The following is an 18,886-nucleotide window of genomic DNA, read 5'->3' as shown; positions in this document are numbered from 1 at the left end:
TTAATTATTTATTGATATTTAATTATATTTGTGATATTATTTAAACATTATTAGAAAGGAGATTAATTATGGGAGATTTTGATTTATTCTCAATCAGGTTGCGTGAATTAAGAAAACAAAAGAAAATGACACAAAAGAAATTTGCAGAATTAGTTGGAACAACATCTGTAACTATTTCAGCTTACGAAAATGGTACAAAGAAACCTTCTTTAGATATAGCATTAAATATTGCAACGAAATGTAATATATCTTTAGACTGGTTATGTGGTTTGAGCGAACAAAAAGAATTTAAATTAGAAGTAAATACTTATGGAGATATATTCAGTTTATTATTCAAAATTGAAGAAACTGGATTAAATGTATATCCTGATTGTAAAACAGAATTTGATTTATCAAATAAGTGTTATACTGTTCCATTTATTAGTTTTTCATGTAATAAATATATTGAAAAATTTTTTGATGACTGGAAAAAGCTTAGCGAATTGCATAAAGATGAATCTATTAATAATGATCTATATAATCGTTGGATTGAAAGTCAAATTAAAGAATATGACTTTCCAATTAATACACTTGAAGACCAGAAGGAATTTATTCCTCCATTTTAGGCTTAAAATACATTATAAAAAATCGCCCCTACTACCAATAGAGACGATTTAAGAATATACCAATGGATCATGATATACCCAAACACAAAAACAATTATATCATGAACCTTTAATTTTTGCACCCAAAAATAATTATAAGGAGTGATATAAATGCCTGCATATAAGGACCAGGTAAAAGGAACTTGGTATACACAATTCTATTATGAAACATGGACAGGAGAAAGAAAAAAGAAATTCAAAAGAGGATTTTCAACCAAACGCGAAGCCCAAGCCTGGGAACGTGATTTTCTTGATAAGCAACAAGCTAATCCCGATATGCTTTTCAGTTCTTTAGTAGAGCTTTATATGGAAGATATGAAGTCTAGGCTAAGACAATCAACAATAGAGAATAAAAAAGTAATGATTAATCTTAAAATACTTCCATATTTCAAAGATTTATCTATCAGTAGTATTAAACCTACCCATATTAGAAGATGGCAAAATAAGCTGCTCAAAATGAATTATGCTGATACTTATCTAAAAACAATTAACAACCAGTTAGTTGCTATATTTAATTATGCTGTTAAATATTATGATCTAAAAGAAAATCCATGTCATAAAGCTGGTAGTATTGGTAAAAAGAACGCAACAGAAATGCAATTCTGGACACGTGAGGAATATAATCAATTTATCCCCTCTGTAGCCAATAAACCTAATTCTAAAGTAGCATTTGAAGTATTATATTGGACCGGTATGAGAATAGGCGAATTAATGGCATTAACACCTAATGATATAGACCTGGATAATAAACAAATAAGCGTTAATAAGTCTTATCAAAGAATCAATAAACAAGATATCATCACAGAGCCAAAAACTCCTAAAAGCAATCGAATAATAGCCATAACAGGCTTTGTATGTGATGATTTGAAAAAATATATGGATATGATTTATGAATTAGAACCAACTGACAGGATATTTAATTTTACTAAGCACTTTCTAACTCATGAAATGAAAAGAGGTTGCAAATTATCCGGTGTTAAAAAAATCCGTCTACATGACTTGAGACATTCCCATGCATCACTATTAATTGAATTAGGATTCTCACCACTTTTAATTGCTGAAAGACTAGGACATGAAAAAGTTGAAACTACTCTAAACACCTATTCGCATCTATATCCTAACAAACAAAATCAAGTTGTTGAAGCACTAGAAAAAATAAATTTAGAATCAAACTAGAATCACAAGGCAATAATAAAAGCTACAAACCCAGTTAATTAAGGGCTTATAGCTTTTATATATATTATTCCCACTCAATAGTAGCCGGTGGCTTACTAGTAATATCATAAACAATCCTATTAACATTATCAACTTCATTAACTATACGAGTAGACATTTTTTCAAGTACATCATAAGGTATTCTAGCCCAGTCAGCTGTCATCCCATCTATACTAGTTACACCCCTTAGAGCTATAGTATAATGATATGTTCTTTCATCACCCATTACTCCAACGCTTTTTGAGTTAGTAAGAACTGCAAAATACTGCCATATCTCTTTATCAAGTCCTGCATTTCTCACTTCTTCTCTAAAGATATAATCTGCATCTTGTAATATTGCAATTTTGTCTTTAGTGATATCGCCTATGATTCTTATTGCAAGCCCTGGACCTGGGAATGGTTGACGGCTTACTAAGAATTCAGGGATACCTATCGCACGTCCTACATCTCTAACTTCATCTTTGAATAGGTCTCTTAGAGGTTCAATAATTTCTTTGAAATCAACATAATCAGGAAGGCCTCCAACATTATGGTGACTCTTAATAACTGCTGCGTTCTTAGTCCCACTTTCAATAACATCTGGATAGATAGTTCCTTGGACTAAGAAATCAACAGTTCCTATTTTTTTAGCTTCAGCTTCAAAAACTCTGATAAATTCTTCACCAATAATCTTACGTTTTCTCTCTGGATCACTTACACCTTCTAATGCTGCTAGGAACTGCTCTCTAGCATTAACACGAATAATATTCATGTCAAATTCTTTCTTGAATATTCGTTCTACATCGTCACCCTCATTTTTACGAAGAAGACCATGGTCAACAAATATACAAGTCAATTGTTTTCCAACTGCTTTATGAATAAGTAAGGCAGCCACTGATGAATCAACCCCACCTGAAAGAGCACACAATACTTTTTTATCACCTATTTTTTCTTTTAACAATCTAATTTGCTCTTTAGCAAAATCAGTCATTACCCAGTCGCCTTTACAACCACATACATTATATAGGAAGTTTCTCAACATCTTTGTTCCTTCTGGAGTATGAACTACTTCTGGATGAAATTGAACAGCATATAATTTTTTATCTACATCTGCCATAGCTGCAACTGGACATGTTTTTGTAGTCGCAATAACTTCAAAACCTACTGGTGGTTTGCTTATATAATAAGTATGACTCATCCAGCAAGTTGTATTTTCTTCTACATCTTTAAACATGAGATTATTAGTGTTAACAGTCAAATCTGTTTTACCATATTCTCTATGCTGTGCTTTTTCAACTTCTCCACCAAGAACATATCCCATTAATTGAGAACCATAGCATATTCCAAGAATAGGAATACCCAGTTGAAATAATTCCTTTTCTAACATAGGTGCATTCTCTTCATATACAACACTTGGTCCACCTGTAAATATAATCCCAGCAGGTTTTTTCTCTTTTATTTCACTAAGTGGAGTATCGAAAGGCATAACTTCACAATATACGTTAGCTTCTCTTACACGTCTAGCAATTAATTGTTTGTACTGTCCACCAAAATCTAAAACCACGACTAATTCATGCTTCATGGGTCTTTCCTCCTAGATAAATATATTTTGTGTTTTATATATAATATTTATTATAATTATTACAATGTATCTATACCAATTCACTAATTAATATCTAACATAATACCTTAGTTATGTAAGCACTGTCAAACCTTTTTTATATTTTCATCAAAACCCAACATAATATTAGAATATAATTATTTGATTTGTGCATTTTTCCTTCACTTATTCATATTTATTACCTGTTCTTCAGTTTCATAATCCATATTTAAAAGGACACACAAAAGACATGCTTCTCTCACCTCTCTCACACACTATAATTCGATATATCTAATGAAAATAATTCTAGGAGGGATACAAATGACAATTAATCCAATTTATGCTACTATGACCTCAAGACCTTATGGCATCAATAAAAATAAAACCTCAAATGCTCAATGGTCAGCAGGTATCAATTTTTCAAGTAACGAACAAGAACAGAACAATAGAGCTTATTTATCTGATATTTCAATCCAGGACCACTATAATTACCTATCTTATAAAGCTCAATCTTCAACAAAAATTGGTTCTAATAAAACCTATAATATTGATGATCCAAAGAACAAAGCAAATGTTCAAGATGTATTAATTAATAGTAACAATGAAGAACCACAAAAAAGTTCTTTTGAAAATTTCATAAAAGATATTGGTATTCCAATAAATAAAATTTCTAAAAACGATTTAGAAAAAATGAGAAGCTTGTATAAAGAAGCCAATAACGAAACTGAAAATATTGACAAAATAAATAAATCTTGGAATGATTTATATAAGCTAGTTGATAAATATGTACCTAAACCAAATTTTGATACTTTTGCTAAAGAATTGGGAATTGATGTAAAAAAAATACCAAAAGCTGATTTGAATAAAATGAAAGCTCTATTCAAATCCTCAAATGACTCTGTGGTTAATTCTGATAAAGCAGAAAAAGCTTTAGATGACCTATTTAAAATTGCAAAAAAATATATACCTAAGCCAGAATTTCAAGATTTTGCAAAAGACATTAATCTAGATATCAATAAAGTTAAAAAAGATGATCTTGATAAAATGAAAACTCTTTTCAATTCTGCTAATAACTCTCAATCAGCTGATGAAATTGAAAAAAAATGGAATGAGCTAATGAAACTTATTGATAAATATATACCTAATAATAATAAATAATTCTATATTAAGTTGTATTATTGCTTTTATAGCAATAATACAACTTAACTTTTCACACTACCAGCCGTTACACTTTCAATAATCTGCTTCTGTGCAAAGAAGTAGAAAATAATAACTGGTATTATACTAAGTGTTAACCCTGCAAGTGCTAAATGCCATTGTTTAGTATATTGGCCGAAGAAATAGAAAATCCTAAGAGGTATTGTATGGGTTTCTTCATTATTAATGGTCAATGATGGTAATAAGTAGTCATTCCATATCCAAACCATATTTAATAGTGCAACTGTTATGGATATAGGTTTCAATATTGGAAATATAACATATAAATAAGTTTGTAAACTATTACATCCATCTATAGTAGCAGCCTCATCTAAGCTACAAGGTATACTTTTAATAAAACCATGGTAAAGAAATATAGACAAACTGGAACCAAATCCTAGATACATAAATATTATCCCTGGTATATTTAACATGTGCAAATTACCCATTAAACGAACTAATGGAAGCATAACCGATTGAAAAGGTATCAACATAGCCGCTATGAATATATATAGAATAAGATTAGCTATCTTATTATTTGTTCTCTGAATCATCCATGCAGCCATAGAAGCGAATATAATTATTACCACAATACTTATAAGTGTTATCAAAAGAGAATTAAAAAATACTTTTATGAAATCCATTTCTTTCCAAGCTTTTATATAGTTATCAAAATTCAAACTCTTTGGTAAGCTTAGAGTATTCAAGAATAACTCTTTCTTCGTCTTGAATGAGTTAGTAAGTATGATATAAAATGGTGCTATAAATAATAATCCTAGTAAGCTACCTATAATTCCTGTAATTAATTTATTGGCTTTCATTACATCTCCACCTCCCCTTTCTTAGAAAAATACACTTGAATAAGGGAAATCAAAGCTATAACTATGAAGAAAATAATTGCCTTTGCTTGTGCCTGACCCATTTTGTTGAACTTGAATGCTGTATTGTAAATGTTAAGAGCAAGCATCTGTGTAGAGTTTCTTGGTGCTCCACCAGTTAATGATAAGTTTTGATCATATAACTTAAAAGCATTAGATAATGTTAAGAATAGACAAACTGTAAATCCCGGTCTTATTAAAGGAAATATAATATGTTTCATTCTATTCTTGAAGTTAGCACCGTCAATCTTAGATGCCTCTATAAGCTCAGTAGGTATATTTTGTAATGCTGCAATATATATAATCATAATGTATCCTGACATCTGCCAACACATAAGGATAACTAATCCCCAAAAACCTGTTTCTGTAGTGGATAACCATCCAAGTAGCCATTTTGCGCCTGTTGCGTCACCAATCATATTAAAGACTTTAACAAATATAAATTGCCATATAAATCCTAGAATCAATCCTCCGATAAGATTAGGCATAAAAAAAATTGTTCTAAGTACATTCTGGCTTTTAAATTTTCTAGTTACTATTATTGCTAAACTAAATCCTATAATATTAATTAATAATACTGATGCTACAGCAAATAAAAATGTAAATAAAAAAGAACTGCCAAAATCCTTATCATTAAAAATTTCAGCATAATTACTAAATCCAATTAAGCTTACATCGCTTTTGATACCATTCCAATCAGTAAAGGAATAGTATATTCCAAATATAAATGGAATAATTACTGTAACAGTAAATGCTATAAAACATGGTGCAATAAATCCATAAAAAGCTACTTTACTATGTCTCATATGTAAACCTCCTTGACTGTTTTTGTTTCACTTATTATGCTATTTATCATAGCCTTTTATGATGTTAATACTTTATATCTATATATAAAGCAGAAAACAGGCTATACTTACTAACCGTTTACTGCTCTATATTATATATCATAATGTTAGTTTATTGTTTTCTACTTTCAGCCCATTTATCTTTGACATCTTTAATCAAGTCTTCCCATGATAAGTTATCTAATAAATATCCTTGGATATTAGCGCCTAATACATCCATACCCCAACCTGTTGGATATCCCATGAATACCCATGGCATTGTTCTACCTTCATTACGGTATCTCAAAATATCTTTTGCAAGTGGGTCTTTTGGTTGAAGTTCTTCTGTATCATACCCAGATAAAACAGGAATGAATTTGAAATCATTAATAATTCTTTTCTTTCCTTCATCAGAACTATATAACCAGTTCAAGAAATCTTTAGCCGCTGTTTTTTCAGTTTCGCTTTTAGCACTATTTACAGCCCAGTAACTAGGAACACCAATTGGAATAGAATCTTCCTTAACTCCTTCAAGTGGTAAAGGTAATAAGCCAATATTTGAAGCAAGCTCTTCGTCAATACCTGCTATACTACCATATGCCCAGTTACCTTGTTGAATAAGTGCAACTCTACCTATTGAGAACATCTCTTCAACTTGTGTAGAATAATCTACGCTGTTTAATGAACCTCTTGTTCCATCTGGCTGATATGCATAATCTGCTTGTAGGTCAAGTAATTTCTTCCATGCATCAGAATATGGCATCTCAATTGTTTTAGCTTCATAGGCTTCGTTAACAGATCCAAACTCATTAGCAAATTGGATATTTGCAAGATGTAATCCTGTTACCCAAGTCTCTTTAGCAGGAAGTGAAAATACTGCTTTGAGTCCTAATTCGTCTTTCATAGAATCTATCTTTTTAACAGCTTCTTCTAAAGCTTTGAATGATATAATTGCATCAGGATCTATATTAGCTTCTTCAAATATTGCTTTATTGTATATTAATCCATAACCTTCTTGATTAAAAGGTAATCCATATACTTTACCATCAACTGTAACAGCATCTAATGTTCCTTGAACAGCCAATTCTACCCATGGTTCTTGTGATAAATCTGTTAAATTGTCTTTCCAATCATAAACATCTTGTAAACCACCAACATTGAATATTGTAGGTTCTTTTCCCGATGCGAACCTAGATTTTAAAGCAGCACCATAATCATCTCCACCACCAACTGTTTCAATATTTATAGTTATGTTTTTATTCAGTTTCATATATTCATCTGCAGCAGCTTCTAGAGCCTCTTTTGCTTCTACTTTAAATTGAAAAATATCAATAGTTGCTTTTTCCTTATTATTTGTTGTAGTATTTGTTTTACATCCTGCTATAGTAAATACTACTACTAGTAAAACAGATATAGTCTTAAAAATCTTATTTTTCATTTTTGTTTCCCCTTTTCTCTGATTTTCTTTCAATCGCTTGCATCTATTAGTAATAGTCATTATCTAATGTAAATACATTCTTATAAATCCTTAGATAAATCTTTTTTCTTATTATGTAGTATAGCCATTGTTTGCCTTAATTATTTAATAATGCAACCGTTTGCCTTATAATTGAAGTATATCACGGGATTTATAAATTGTCAACAAAAAAAGAATTTTTCTACAGTTTACTGATATTCGACAAATTACCTAACAATATATGGTTTAGTTGATTTTAACTTATAATTGTTATATAATAATTTTATAATAAATCTTAAAAAGGAAGTGTATTAATGTCTGTAACAATCAAAGATGTAGCTAATCGTGCAAACGTTTCCCCTTCAACTGTATCAAGAGTTATTTCCAATAATTCCAGAATTAGTGATGCAACGAAAGAACGTGTAAGAGCTGCAATGACAGAATTAAATTATCAACCAAACTTGATAGCAAGAAGTCTTACTAATAAATCAACTAAAACCTTAGGACTTCTATTACCTGGTTCCAAAGCTGATTTGTTATTAAATCCATTCTTTGTTCAAGCAATGCGTGGAATAAGCTCTTATGCAAAAGAAAAAGGATATTATATACTTTTTACACATGTTGATAATGATGAAGACGAAGTTGAGGTTCTATCCAACCTAGTAGGTAGTCAATGGGTTGATGGAATAATCTTAACAACAGTTAAAGATAATGATAAAAGCATCGCTTTTCTTCAATATAAGAAACATCCTTTTGTAGTTATCGGAAAACCTGATGATGAGAAAAATACTTATTGGGTAGATAATGATAATATAAAAGCAATGTATGATGTTGTAGACTTATTAATTAAAAAAGGCAAAAAGAATATTGGATTTATTGGCGGTTCACATGAATTTAAGGTAACCAAATATAGGTTACTTGGTTATTTGAAAGCTCTAAAAATCAATAATATAAAATCTGATCTGAATCTTATATATGAAAAAGATTATACTGAAGAAGCAGCCTATGAAGCCACCAAGGAAATGATAAGATACCAAACACCTGATGCGATAGTTACAACAGACGATTTAATCGCTTTTGGAGTACAAAGAACACTATTGGAGCAAGAAATAAATAATATTTCTTTAGTGGGTTTCAATAATACTGTTATATCTCAGTATAAAAAACCAAGCATTTCATCCGTTGATATTAACGCTGAAAAATTAGGCATATTTGCTGCTAAACTTCTTATTGATCAAATAGAAGATAATCCTATGGAAACCCATAATTATATTATCGATACAAAATTAATAGAAAGAGATTCAACAAAATAAAGGATGTGCTATATTATTAAAAGTATATTTACCTTGATTTTATTAGTTATAGGCATTAATATTTCTAATAATATAGTACATCATTTTTATTTGTATATCTATAATAAAGTAAAGTTCTACTATATAATTATTCTATATTCTATTTTATTATTCTTGGTTATAGTGTATTTTTGTTTAAATACATTGATAGTAACATCATCACCTGATATTAATTCTATTATTACCGAATTACCCACTTTTACATTAAGAAGACTGTCTCTAAATAGAATCCTGAATGAATATTCTTGCCATGATTTTGGTAAAAATGGTGAAATGTATAATTCATTATCTTTAACTTTCAAACCTCCAAAACCATGTACTACAGACATCCATGTACCTGCCATACTTGTTATATGAAGTCCATCGTCACTATCACTGTTATAATTATCAAGATCAAGTCTAGCAGTTCTAAGATATAGCTCATAAGCTTTTTTTTCATAACCTAACTGACTAGCGATAATTGAGTAGATACATGGTGATAATGAGGATTCATGAACTGTTCTAGGTTCATAGAAATCAAAGTTACGTTTGATAGTATCTAGATCATATCTCTCATTGAAGAAATAGATACCTTGCATAACATCTGCTTGTTTTATGAAACAAGAACGTAATATTCTATCCCAAGACCAATTTTGATTGATTGGTAGATTACCTTCAGGTAATTCTTTCACTAATATCTGCTCTTTATCCATATAACCATCTTGTTGAGAGAAGATTTTTTCGTCTTCAATATATGGATAATACATCTTATCAATTATATCTTTCCACTTATCTACTTCTTGTTCTTTCAACTCTAACTTTTGCAATAACCTATCATAGATATCACTATATTCCTTCTTCACATAGTCGATAGATTCTATTGCATATTCTAATGTCCAACTAGCTATTGTATTAGTGTACCAGTTATTGTTTACATTGTTCTCATATTCATTAGGACCGGTAACTCCTAGAATCATATATTTATCTTTAACTTTATTATAATTAACTCTATCAGCCCAGAATCGACTTATCTCAACTAGAACTTCAATTCCATAATCCGCAAGATATTTCTTATCTCCTGTATAATTAATATAATTGTATATAGCGTATGCTATGGCACCATTTCTATGAATTTCTTCGAATGTTATCTCCCATTCATTATGGCATTCTTCACCATTCATAGTAACCATTGGATATAATGCACCCTTAAAACTTAGCTTTCTTGCATTTTCTTTTGCTTTTTCTAGATGATTATAACGATATATCAATAGGTTCTTAGCTATTTTACTTGGTGCAGTGCTTAAATAAAAAGGCAAACAATATGCCTCTGTATCCCAATATGTGCTACCCCCGTATTTTTCGCCAGTGAATCCTTTTGGTCCAATATTCAATCTTTTATCTTCCCCTGTATACGTCTGATTAAGATGAAATATATTGAATCTGATTCCTTGCTGTGCTTTTTTATCTCCTACTATGGTAATATCATTTTCTTCCCATTTACTGTCCCATGTTTCTTTGTGAGCCTCAAACAAATTGTCAAATCCAGATTCATAAGCTTTATTTACTGCATTAACAGCTTTATTAACTAAGTCTTTATTATCATAGTCTCTATTAGTAACTACTGAAATGTATTTGGTTAGACTAATTTTATCCCCAGTTTTAGCAGGTACACTTAATAGATTAGCAACATAATCTTCTTTACAAACTAAAGTCATTTCTTTTGGCTTAATCTTATCATTTTTGTTGAATAATTCATATTTCATAGCACATGAAACACGAAAATCCAACTTTTTGGTTCTCATATTAAGATAACATAAATTATCTTCTGCACTTTTCTCTACTTCTTCCCAAAAGTATTCATCATAATTAGAATCTTCATTGACTACTTTTCCATCAAGATATGGGCTTAATATTATTTCACCATTATAATTCAAAGGGATAACTGTATATTTTATAGCAGCTATCTCAGATTCATCCATACTTAAAAATCTTTTACTAATTATTCTAGTTTTATTATTGTTTTTATCAATAGCAACAAAACTTCTTTCTAAATAACCATGTTTCATATTTAGTATACGTTGAAAATCGATTACAGTACACTTTGCAATATCTAGTTCTAATCCATTAATTATAACATCAATTCCAATAAAATTAATACCATTAAGTACTTTTGCAAACCACTCTGGATAACCGTTTTTCCACCATCCTACTTTGGTTTTGTCAGGGTAATAGATACCTGCATAATAAGTACCTGAAAGACTATCGCCTGAGTATTTTTCTTCAAAATTACCACGTATGCCCATATGTCCATTTCCTAAACTCATAGCACTTTCAGATACCCTATTATATTCAGGTTCAAAACCCTCTTCTATAATAAGCCAATCATTACTATTAAAATATTCTCTCACTAATACCTACACCTACCTTTTCAGATTATTTTTTTATGTGCAAACGGTTGCGTTAATGATTAAAATTATATTATAGTTCCACAAATAAATCAAGTACCAAATAAATTATTTTTTAATAAATTAATTCATTATTATTATAATTATGAAAATAAAAATTACATGATACCATTATCTTGGAAGCCTGATTATAAAAGTTGTTCCTTCTCCAATATCACTATAAACTTCTATTTTTCCTCTATAAAGCCCTACAATGTGTTTAACAATAGAAAGACCAAGACCTGTTCCTCCCATGTTTCTTGAACGTCCCTTATCCACTCTATAAAATCTCTCGAATAATCTAGGTATATGCTGTTTTTCAATTCCAATACCTGTATCAGTTACTTCTATTATTACATCTTCTTCTAATTCATCGCATGAAATCATAATACTACCTTTTTCAGTATATTTTATTGCATTATCCATAAGATTAATTATCAACTGTTTTATCCTATTCCTGTTGCACTTATAAGTAATATCTTTCTTGACTCTAATATCTATACTAATATCTTTATTTTCCAATTTTTGGTTTAGTATTTCTGTAACTTCATTTATTATTTCTCCTATATTATTATCACTGGTGTTTTTTTCGTTTTCCATATTTTCTATTGCAGAAAGTGATAGTATATCCTTAATTAATAATGATAGTCTTTCTGTTTCGATGTCAATTATATCCAAGAATCTAGCCGCAACTTTTTCATCCTTTATGGCTCCATTTTTGAGAGTATCAATAAATCCCCTGATTGATGTTAGTGGAGTGTTTAGTTCATGGGTTACATTAGATACAAAATCACTTCTCATAGTCTCTAACTTCTTCATTTGTGTTATATCTCTAATTACAAGTAAAGTACCCATGTTTTTAATTCTAGAGCGCTTAGGTGCAAATATAGGATTAGCATATACTCTAACAGTTTTATCCTTTTTGTTATTTTTTATTTCTGTTTCGTCAACAATATACTCATTTTGTTCTATAGATTTTTTTAATACATTGAAAATAGTTGCATTACGTATTACTTCATAGATTGATTTACCTATTATATCTTCTTGTATGTTCAGTATTTGATTCAACTTACTATTATATAAAAATACTTTATAATCTTCATCAACAGCAATCACACCATTAATCATACTACTTAAAACCGACTCAAATTCCCGATTCCTTTTTTCCAATTTCCACATATTAAGGCTAAGTTTAACTGTCATATCATTGAATGCTTCCGCCAGCTTTCCTGTTTCGTCTTTGCTTCTTATATATATCTTATCATTATAATTTCCTTCTGATATTTTAATTGCTGCCTGTGTCAATTGACCAAGAGGCTCCATAAACCTCTTAGTTACTATATAAGCAATGATTACAGAGATAACAGCACCAATTAAAATACCATACACTACATATTTAATCATATCTATTACTATGTTTTGTATTTCAATCAAAGGCATAGATAGCCTTAAAACACCTTGAAAACCTTTCACACTAATAGGTAAAGCAGTATAAAAATAATAAGTTCCTAATGTATCGCTATATCTGAATTTGGATGCAATTTCTCCTTCAATGGCACGAGAAACTTCATTTCTAAAGGCATGATTATCCATTATACGATAATCTTCATCTGAATCAGCAACAACTATACCTTCCATATCAATTATGGTAATCCTAACTTTTGATTTATTAGAATATGCATCAGCATAATCTTGGAAGTCTAAGCTATCTTTTTCTGCTTCATTAGTTAATATATCTATTAATAACTGTCCTTTTGTTTCAGTATCTTTCCTAATAGTATCTCTAAAATATTCGTTACCTTTATTCCATGAAAATAATACAGCTATAATAATAGTTAATGAAATTATTAGTATATAAGTTGCCATTAATTTTTTTTGCATCCTATCACACCTTTACAATAGTCATTATTTATATTTATACCCTACTCCCCTAACAGTCTTTATGTGTTCTGGATTCTTATCATCTCTTTCAATCTTTTTTCTTAAACTCCTTATATGGACATCCACTGTTCTAGTTTCACCATAATAATCATATCCCCATATTTTATCCAATAAATATTGTCTATCAAAGACACGACCTCTATTTTTAGCTAATATATATAATAATTCAAACTCTTTTAAAGGTAATTCTAATTGATTACCTTTAATAGTAACCTCACGAGTAATCTTATTAATGGTAAGTTCCCCAATATATAGTATTTCTTCTTTTTTCTCACGGTTATTATTATTATCATTTATTCTCCTAAAAACAGCTTTCATCCTTGCTAATAATTCATGAATACCAAATGGCTTCCCTATATAATCATCTGCTCCCATTTCTAATCCGAGAACAGTATCAAATTCCTCATTTTTAGCTGTTAACATAATAACAGGGATTTCTTTGTAATCTTCTGTACCTCTTATTTTTCTTAATACTTCTAGTCCATCTATCCCTGGTAACATTAGATCAAGTAAAATTATATCTATATGGTTATCTCTTAGTTTCTCTAGTGCTTCTTCACCTGTTTCTGATTGTATAACTTTATAACCATTGCTTTCTAAATTATAACGTAACAATTCTAGTATATGTGTTTCATCATCTACTAAAAGTACATTTTTAGCCACTATTACACCTCCTATAATATATAAAAGTAGTTATTATTATATATTATATCACAAAAAAACACATCTTTTATATATGTTCTCCTGTAACAGTAAATATTATCCATTCTGCAATATTGGTAGCATGATCTCCCATTCTTTCAAGATATTTAACTATAAAAAGAAAATCTGTGCATTGTTTAACTACACTACTATTATCGCTCATGAGAAACATCAACTCATTTACTATCTTATCAAAATAGCCATCTATTATATCATCTCTTTTACATACACTTTTGGCAAGTTCCAAATCTTTATTGATACAACTGTCAATAGTATCTTTAATCATTTTTTTTACTTCTTCTGCCATCTGTGGTATATGGATCAGTGGTTTGATGTAATTTTCATCAGCTAGTTTGATTGTATATTCAGATATATCTGTACAATGGTCTCCTATTCTTTCTAAGTCAGTGATAATTTTAAGTACCGACGCTATATCCCTCAAATCAGCTGCTATAGGCTGTTGGGTTGCAATTAATAATAGACATTCTTTTTCAATCCTTAATTCCATATAATCAATTTCATCGTCTTTACTGATAACTTTTTTAGCTAGAGTTACATCCTGTTTCTTAAGTGCAGTAATAGCATCATCTAGTGACTGCTCTATAAGTGTACCCATTTTAATTAAGTCATAATGAAGTTCATTAATTTTCTTTTCAAAATTATATCTAATTGGCATAGTTTATCATTCCTCCCATTATTATAATCATCAACCAAATCTTCCTGTTATATATTCTTCTGTTTTACTATCCTGGGGATTACTGAATACTTTTTCAGTCTTATCGTATTCTATTAATTCTCCTAGTAAAAAGAATGCAGTCTTATCAGAAATTCTAGCGGCTTGTTGCATATTATGTGTAACCATAATAATTGAATAATCTTTTTTAAGTTCAGTTGCCAAGTCCTCAATCTTCATAGTTGAAATTGGATCAAGTGCAGAAGTAGGTTCATCCATTAATAATACTTCCGGCTCTATGGCTAATGCTCTTGCTATACATATTCTTTGTTGTTGTCCTCCTGATAGACTTATTGCATTTCTCTTCAATCTATCTTTTACTTCATCCCATATTGCAGCTCTACGTAAACTTTTTTCAACAATTTCATTAAGCTCACTCTTCTTCTTGATACCATGAGCTCTTGGTCCGTATGCAATATTATCATATATACTCATAGGGAATGGATTAGGTTTTTGAAATACCATTCCAACTCTTGTTCTTAATTTTATTACATCAATATCTCCATAGATATCTTCTCCATCTATTTTAATGGAACCATCAACTCTTACTCCTTCAATAAGATCATTCATTCTGTTTAGTGTTCTTAGAAATGTTGATTTACCACAGCCTGATGGTCCAATTAAAGCTGTTATCTCATTGGTGTTAATATTCATATTAATATTTTTCAATGCCTTGAAATCTCCATAAAACAAATCAAGATTTTCTACTGTAAATTTTACATTATTATTCATTTTTTCACCTCTATATTATACGTTTGACTTATTAAGTTTTCTTGATATTAATTTTGACATTGTATTAAGTATTAAGATAAGAATTACTACGATTGATCCAATGGCACATGCCATACCTATATCCCCTTGTTCCTCTGCTACAGCATAAGCTTTAACTGTTAATGTTGCCCCAGATGAAAAGAGATTTTTAGGTACTCTAGCAACTGTACCCGCAGTAAGTAATAATGCTGCTGATTCACCTACAATTCTTCCTATACTAAGTATAATTGCCACAACTATTCCTGATACCGCATTTGGTAATATAACATTTTTAATAGTTTGTAACTTAGTAGCTCCTAATCCTAGCGAGCCTTCTCTATAAGAATTAGGTATAGCCTTAAGTGATTCCTCTGTCTGTCTGATAATAACTGGCAGTAATATAATACTAAGTGTTAAAGAACCAGCCAAGATGGAATAGTTGAATTTTAAGAATACCACAAAAAAAATCATTCCAAATAATCCAAATATGATTGATGGAATACCTGCCAAACTTTCTGTAGCAAATCGTATTAAGCTTACTAATCTACCAGGTTTTGCATACTCAGTTAAATATATAGCCGCAAAGATTCCTATAGGACATGCAACTATCAAAGATAATAATATTGTCAACAAAGTGGTTATAAGCATAGGAAAGATTCCTTCACCTTTATTAGTTAGTTTAACTAAGATAGCATCTGTGTCAACATTGTTTATAACATCATTTAACTCTAATGCTGTTAAGTTCTCTACTGATTTCCCAGCAACTTTTTTAATTATGTCTCCCTTTCTCAGCTTGAATGGTTCACCTTTTATATCCACTGCTTCCTTAGCCTTTGACGACTTATGAATTGATGTTATAACAGGATAATTAGTATCTCCATATTCTTTTATTTCAAAATCAATCCCCAACTTATTATTTGTATTATTTTCAGAAACTGGTATAGTTACATAAGTTGTTTTTGAATCATAATCCGAAGTAATGAAATCTATATTAATATATTTTAATCCATTAACAAAAACGAATCCTATTATCCATAATAAAATTCCCACAGTAAAAGCTGTTGCCAAACCAATGAATCCGTACATTATTTTGTCTTTTATACTTCTGTTCATTATTTTTCTCCTGCCTTTGCTGTTATTCTATTTAAAATAAGATTAAGTATAATAATAAATATAAATAGTACTACTCCTGTGGAAAATAGTATCTCTTGATGCAATCCAAACGCATAACCCATCTCCATAGCAATGTTAGTGGTAAGTGGCCTTATAGGGTCCCATATACTAGTTGGAATTCCAGCAATTGGATTCCCAGCTACAAGCATAACTGCCATTGTCTCTCCTATAGCTCTACCTATACCAAGCACTACCCCTGCTAGTATACCTGATTTTGCTGCTGGTAATATGACTTTGAATATAGTTTGTATCTTGGATGCTCCTAGACCATAAGAACCTTCTATATATGCCTGTGGTACAGCATTGATAGCACTTTCTGATATGGTTATGACAGTTGGTAATATCATAATTGTCAATACCATTATAACAGCTAATAATGATTGTCCTTGAGCTCTGGGAGAAATATCCATAATCTTAGGTACGATAATCCCAAGTCCAAAGACACCATAGATAACTGATGGTATACCAGCTAATAATTCTACTGCTGGTTTTATTATTTTCTTAACATTTTTTGGTGCTATCTGTGATATAAAAACAGCTGACAATATTCCTATTGGCACACCTATGATTATGGCACCTATAGTAGCCATAAGTGAACCACATATCATATATAAGATACCATACAAAGCACTGCCTATATCATCATTAGGTCTCCACTGGGTACCTGTCAAGAAATCAACCAATCTATATGTTCCTTCATCATTACCAGAGAAAAATGGTTGTAATCCTTTGTAGAACACAAAAAAAGTTATAGCCGCTACACAAATAACTGCTATACATGCATTAAGCAAAAACATTTTTTTAGCTACTGACTCAAGTAATTCACGTTTTTTATCTATTTTCATATCAAATGTTTTATTATTATTTTTTTCTTTTACCATATTCAAATTTATATCCATACATCTTTCTCCTAACCTAAACGATATATATACCAAAAAAGACCGTATTAATTATGTTAAATCAATCAAAGGAGCTATCTCATATACTGGACAACCCCTTATATGACTTATTAATTTACCTTGATACCGCCTTTTTCTTCTACGATATCCTGTCCTTCAGGACTTAATATGAAATCCACAAAAGCTTTACTTTCTTTTGTCATATTCTCTTCTTTGTATATTAACAAAAATGGTCTTGATATACTGTATTTTCCTCCAACTACATTTTCTGAATTAGGTTGGGCACCATCAATTTTGAAAGGTTTTACTGTATCGTTTATATAAGTGAAAGATACATATCCTATAGCCTTATTATTTTTAGCAACAGTAGTCTGAACATTTCCGTTTCCTTTAGCAATTATAGCTTTTTCTGTTAGTGCATCTTCAAAATCAACTATTTCTTCAAAAGCTCCTCTTGTTCCAGAACCATCTTCTCTTGAAACAACTACTATTTCTTCATCTTTTCCGCCAACGTATTTCCAATTAGTGATTTCACCTTTGTAGATTCCTTGCACTTGTTCCTTAGTCAATTCACTAACTTCATTACTTGGATGAGTTATAACAGCAACACCGTCATATGCAATAGCAACTTCTGTTAATCCCCAATTCTTTTCTTCTGCCTTAAGGTTTCTTGAAGCTGTACCAAGAATAGTTACACCGTCTTTTGAATTTTTTACTCCGTTTGATGAACCAATTCCTTCATAAGTAACCTCTACATCTGGATTCAATGCCATAAATTCTTCAGCTGTTGCAATTCCTATTTTTTCAACAGATGTTGAACCTGAAACTGAAACTAAACCACTTAATTTATCATCTTGCTCTGAATCTTTATTATTATCTGTATCACTTTTACATCCTGCAAAAGCTAACATAGATACAACTATAAGTGCTACCATTAATACATTTCTGATTTTTTTCATTTACTGTGTCCTCCCAATTATTATATATTCTCTCGGAATCTCTAAGCCAGTAAATTCAACGCTTCTAGATTCCTTTTTATTAAAACCCCCCACTTTTTTGTCAAAAACCATTGACATATTCATCGAAAAATGTGCGCTTCGCGCCTTGATTATGAAATATA

16 protein-coding genes are annotated in these 18,886 nt (G+C 30.3%); 4 read left to right on the top strand and 12 right to left on the bottom strand.

What is annotated here, in order from left to right; translation table 11 throughout:
• The first annotated feature begins 68 nt into the window (after window positions 1–68).
• Together N4A55_RS11710 and N4A55_RS11705 are read left to right on the top strand one after the other, a co-directional pair.
• Window positions 69–605 carry a helix-turn-helix transcriptional regulator gene (locus N4A55_RS11710; protein WP_293756521.1) on the top strand — a complete coding sequence of 179 codons (537 nt, stop codon included), beginning with the start codon at window positions 69–71 and terminating at the stop codon, window positions 603–605.
• Between the two features lie 150 nt (window positions 606–755).
• Window positions 756–1,820, top strand: a complete 1,065-nt coding sequence (locus N4A55_RS11705) for a site-specific integrase (RefSeq protein ID WP_293756520.1) — start codon at window positions 756–758, stop codon at window positions 1,818–1,820.
• A gap of 64 nt (window positions 1,821–1,884) precedes the next feature.
• Here the strand turns inward: N4A55_RS11705 and guaA are convergent, their stop codons facing one another.
• On the bottom strand, window positions 1,885–3,420 hold the full coding sequence (guaA, locus tag N4A55_RS11700) for a glutamine-hydrolyzing GMP synthase (protein WP_293756519.1): 1,536 nt from the start codon (window positions 3,418–3,420) through the stop codon (window positions 1,885–1,887).
• Between the two features lie 339 nt (window positions 3,421–3,759).
• Here guaA and N4A55_RS11695 point away from each other — a divergent pair, with 339 nt between their 5' ends.
• Window positions 3,760–4,596 (top strand): hypothetical protein, encoded by an 837-nt coding sequence (locus tag N4A55_RS11695; RefSeq protein ID WP_293756517.1) that lies wholly within the window; start codon window positions 3,760–3,762, stop codon window positions 4,594–4,596.
• A gap of 44 nt (window positions 4,597–4,640) precedes the next feature.
• Here the strand turns inward: N4A55_RS11695 and N4A55_RS11690 are convergent, their stop codons facing one another.
• The 3 genes from N4A55_RS11690 to N4A55_RS11680 form a co-directional block, all read right to left on the bottom strand.
• Window positions 4,641–5,456, bottom strand: a complete 816-nt coding sequence (locus N4A55_RS11690) for a carbohydrate ABC transporter permease (protein ID WP_293756515.1) — start codon at window positions 5,454–5,456, stop codon at window positions 4,641–4,643.
• Window positions 5,456–6,319, bottom strand: coding sequence for a carbohydrate ABC transporter permease (locus N4A55_RS11685; RefSeq protein WP_293756513.1), 864 nt, complete (start codon window positions 6,317–6,319; stop codon window positions 5,456–5,458). Before N4A55_RS11685 ends, N4A55_RS11690 begins: the two co-directional genes overlap by 1 nt.
• Window positions 6,320–6,470: 151 nt before the next feature.
• The gene (locus tag N4A55_RS11680; RefSeq protein ID WP_293756510.1) at window positions 6,471–7,775 is read right to left on the bottom strand and encodes an ABC transporter substrate-binding protein; all 1,305 of its coding nucleotides are present in this window, start codon (window positions 7,773–7,775) and stop codon (window positions 6,471–6,473) included.
• Window positions 7,776–8,107: 332 nt separating this feature from the next.
• On the opposite strand from N4A55_RS11680, the gene N4A55_RS11675 reads away from it, so the two are divergent.
• Window positions 8,108–9,106 (top strand): LacI family DNA-binding transcriptional regulator, encoded by a 999-nt coding sequence (locus N4A55_RS11675; RefSeq protein ID WP_293756507.1) that lies wholly within the window; start codon window positions 8,108–8,110, stop codon window positions 9,104–9,106.
• A 119-nt stretch (window positions 9,107–9,225) separates the two neighbouring features.
• Here N4A55_RS11675 and N4A55_RS11670 read toward each other — a convergent pair whose 3' ends face one another.
• From N4A55_RS11670 to N4A55_RS11635, 8 genes are all read right to left on the bottom strand, one after another.
• Entirely contained in the window at window positions 9,226–11,532 is a 2,307-nt protein-coding gene (locus tag N4A55_RS11670; protein ID WP_293756505.1) for a family 65 glycosyl hydrolase domain-containing protein, read from the bottom strand.
• 168 nt (window positions 11,533–11,700) lie between these two features.
• Complete coding sequence (gene pnpS / locus N4A55_RS11665) at window positions 11,701–13,449, bottom strand: two-component system histidine kinase PnpS (RefSeq protein WP_293756502.1); 1,749 nt, start codon at window positions 13,447–13,449, stop codon at window positions 11,701–11,703.
• Between the two features lie 24 nt (window positions 13,450–13,473).
• Window positions 13,474–14,172 carry a response regulator transcription factor gene (locus N4A55_RS11660; RefSeq protein WP_330666392.1) on the bottom strand — a complete coding sequence of 233 codons (699 nt, stop codon included), beginning with the start codon at window positions 14,170–14,172 and terminating at the stop codon, window positions 13,474–13,476.
• Between the two features lie 67 nt (window positions 14,173–14,239).
• A complete protein-coding gene (gene phoU, locus N4A55_RS11655) occupies window positions 14,240–14,887 on the bottom strand; it encodes a phosphate signaling complex protein PhoU (protein ID WP_293756500.1) in 648 nt (215 codons plus the stop codon).
• A 30-nt stretch (window positions 14,888–14,917) separates the two neighbouring features.
• Complete coding sequence (gene pstB, locus N4A55_RS11650) at window positions 14,918–15,676, bottom strand: phosphate ABC transporter ATP-binding protein PstB (protein ID WP_293756497.1); 759 nt, start codon at window positions 15,674–15,676, stop codon at window positions 14,918–14,920.
• Window positions 15,677–15,691: 15 nt separating this feature from the next.
• Window positions 15,692–16,807 carry a phosphate ABC transporter permease PstA gene (gene pstA, locus N4A55_RS11645; protein WP_293756494.1) on the bottom strand — a complete coding sequence of 372 codons (1,116 nt, stop codon included), beginning with the start codon at window positions 16,805–16,807 and terminating at the stop codon, window positions 15,692–15,694.
• Window positions 16,807–17,766 carry a phosphate ABC transporter permease subunit PstC gene (pstC, locus tag N4A55_RS11640; RefSeq protein WP_330666391.1) on the bottom strand — a complete coding sequence of 320 codons (960 nt, stop codon included), beginning with the start codon at window positions 17,764–17,766 and terminating at the stop codon, window positions 16,807–16,809. The genes pstA and pstC overlap by 1 nt, the downstream gene beginning before the upstream one ends.
• Window positions 17,767–17,876: 110 nt before the next feature.
• Window positions 17,877–18,725 (bottom strand): phosphate ABC transporter substrate-binding protein, encoded by an 849-nt coding sequence (locus N4A55_RS11635; RefSeq protein ID WP_293756491.1) that lies wholly within the window; start codon window positions 18,723–18,725, stop codon window positions 17,877–17,879.
• Between the last annotated feature and the right edge of the window lie 161 nt (window positions 18,726–18,886).

The sequence above is a fragment of the Vallitalea sp. genome, assembly GCF_025211055.1.
GTDB lineage: Bacteria > Bacillota > Clostridia > Lachnospirales > Vallitaleaceae > Vallitalea.
Note: the sequence above shows the minus strand (reverse complement) of the source record. Positions and strands in the feature narration are given on the sequence as shown.

Coding starts and splice junctions, on each gene's coding strand:
- N4A55_RS11680 (WP_293756510.1), bottom strand. CDS start 7,775: ATGAAAAATAAGATTTTTAAGACTATATCTGTTTTACTAGTAGTAGTA.
- phoU (WP_293756500.1), bottom strand. CDS start 14,887: ATGCCAATTAGATATAATTTTGAAAAGAAAATTAATGAACTTCATTAT.
- pstC (WP_330666391.1), bottom strand. CDS start 17,766: ATGGATATAAATTTGAATATGGTAAAAGAAAAAAATAATAATAAAACA.
- pstB (WP_293756497.1), bottom strand. CDS start 15,676: ATGAATAATAATGTAAAATTTACAGTAGAAAATCTTGATTTGTTTTAT.
- guaA (WP_293756519.1), bottom strand. CDS start 3,420: ATGAAGCATGAATTAGTCGTGGTTTTAGATTTTGGTGGACAGTACAAA.
- N4A55_RS11675 (WP_293756507.1), top strand. CDS start 8,108: ATGTCTGTAACAATCAAAGATGTAGCTAATCGTGCAAACGTTTCCCCT.
- N4A55_RS11705 (WP_293756520.1), top strand. CDS start 756: ATGCCTGCATATAAGGACCAGGTAAAAGGAACTTGGTATACACAATTC.
- N4A55_RS11685 (WP_293756513.1), bottom strand. CDS start 6,319: ATGAGACATAGTAAAGTAGCTTTTTATGGATTTATTGCACCATGTTTT.
- N4A55_RS11710 (WP_293756521.1), top strand. CDS start 69: ATGGGAGATTTTGATTTATTCTCAATCAGGTTGCGTGAATTAAGAAAA.
- pstA (WP_293756494.1), bottom strand. CDS start 16,807: ATGAACAGAAGTATAAAAGACAAAATAATGTACGGATTCATTGGTTTG.
- N4A55_RS11690 (WP_293756515.1), bottom strand. CDS start 5,456: ATGAAAGCCAATAAATTAATTACAGGAATTATAGGTAGCTTACTAGGA.
- pnpS (WP_293756502.1), bottom strand. CDS start 13,449: ATGCAAAAAAAATTAATGGCAACTTATATACTAATAATTTCATTAACT.
- N4A55_RS11635 (WP_293756491.1), bottom strand. CDS start 18,725: ATGAAAAAAATCAGAAATGTATTAATGGTAGCACTTATAGTTGTATCT.
- N4A55_RS11695 (WP_293756517.1), top strand. CDS start 3,760: ATGACAATTAATCCAATTTATGCTACTATGACCTCAAGACCTTATGGC.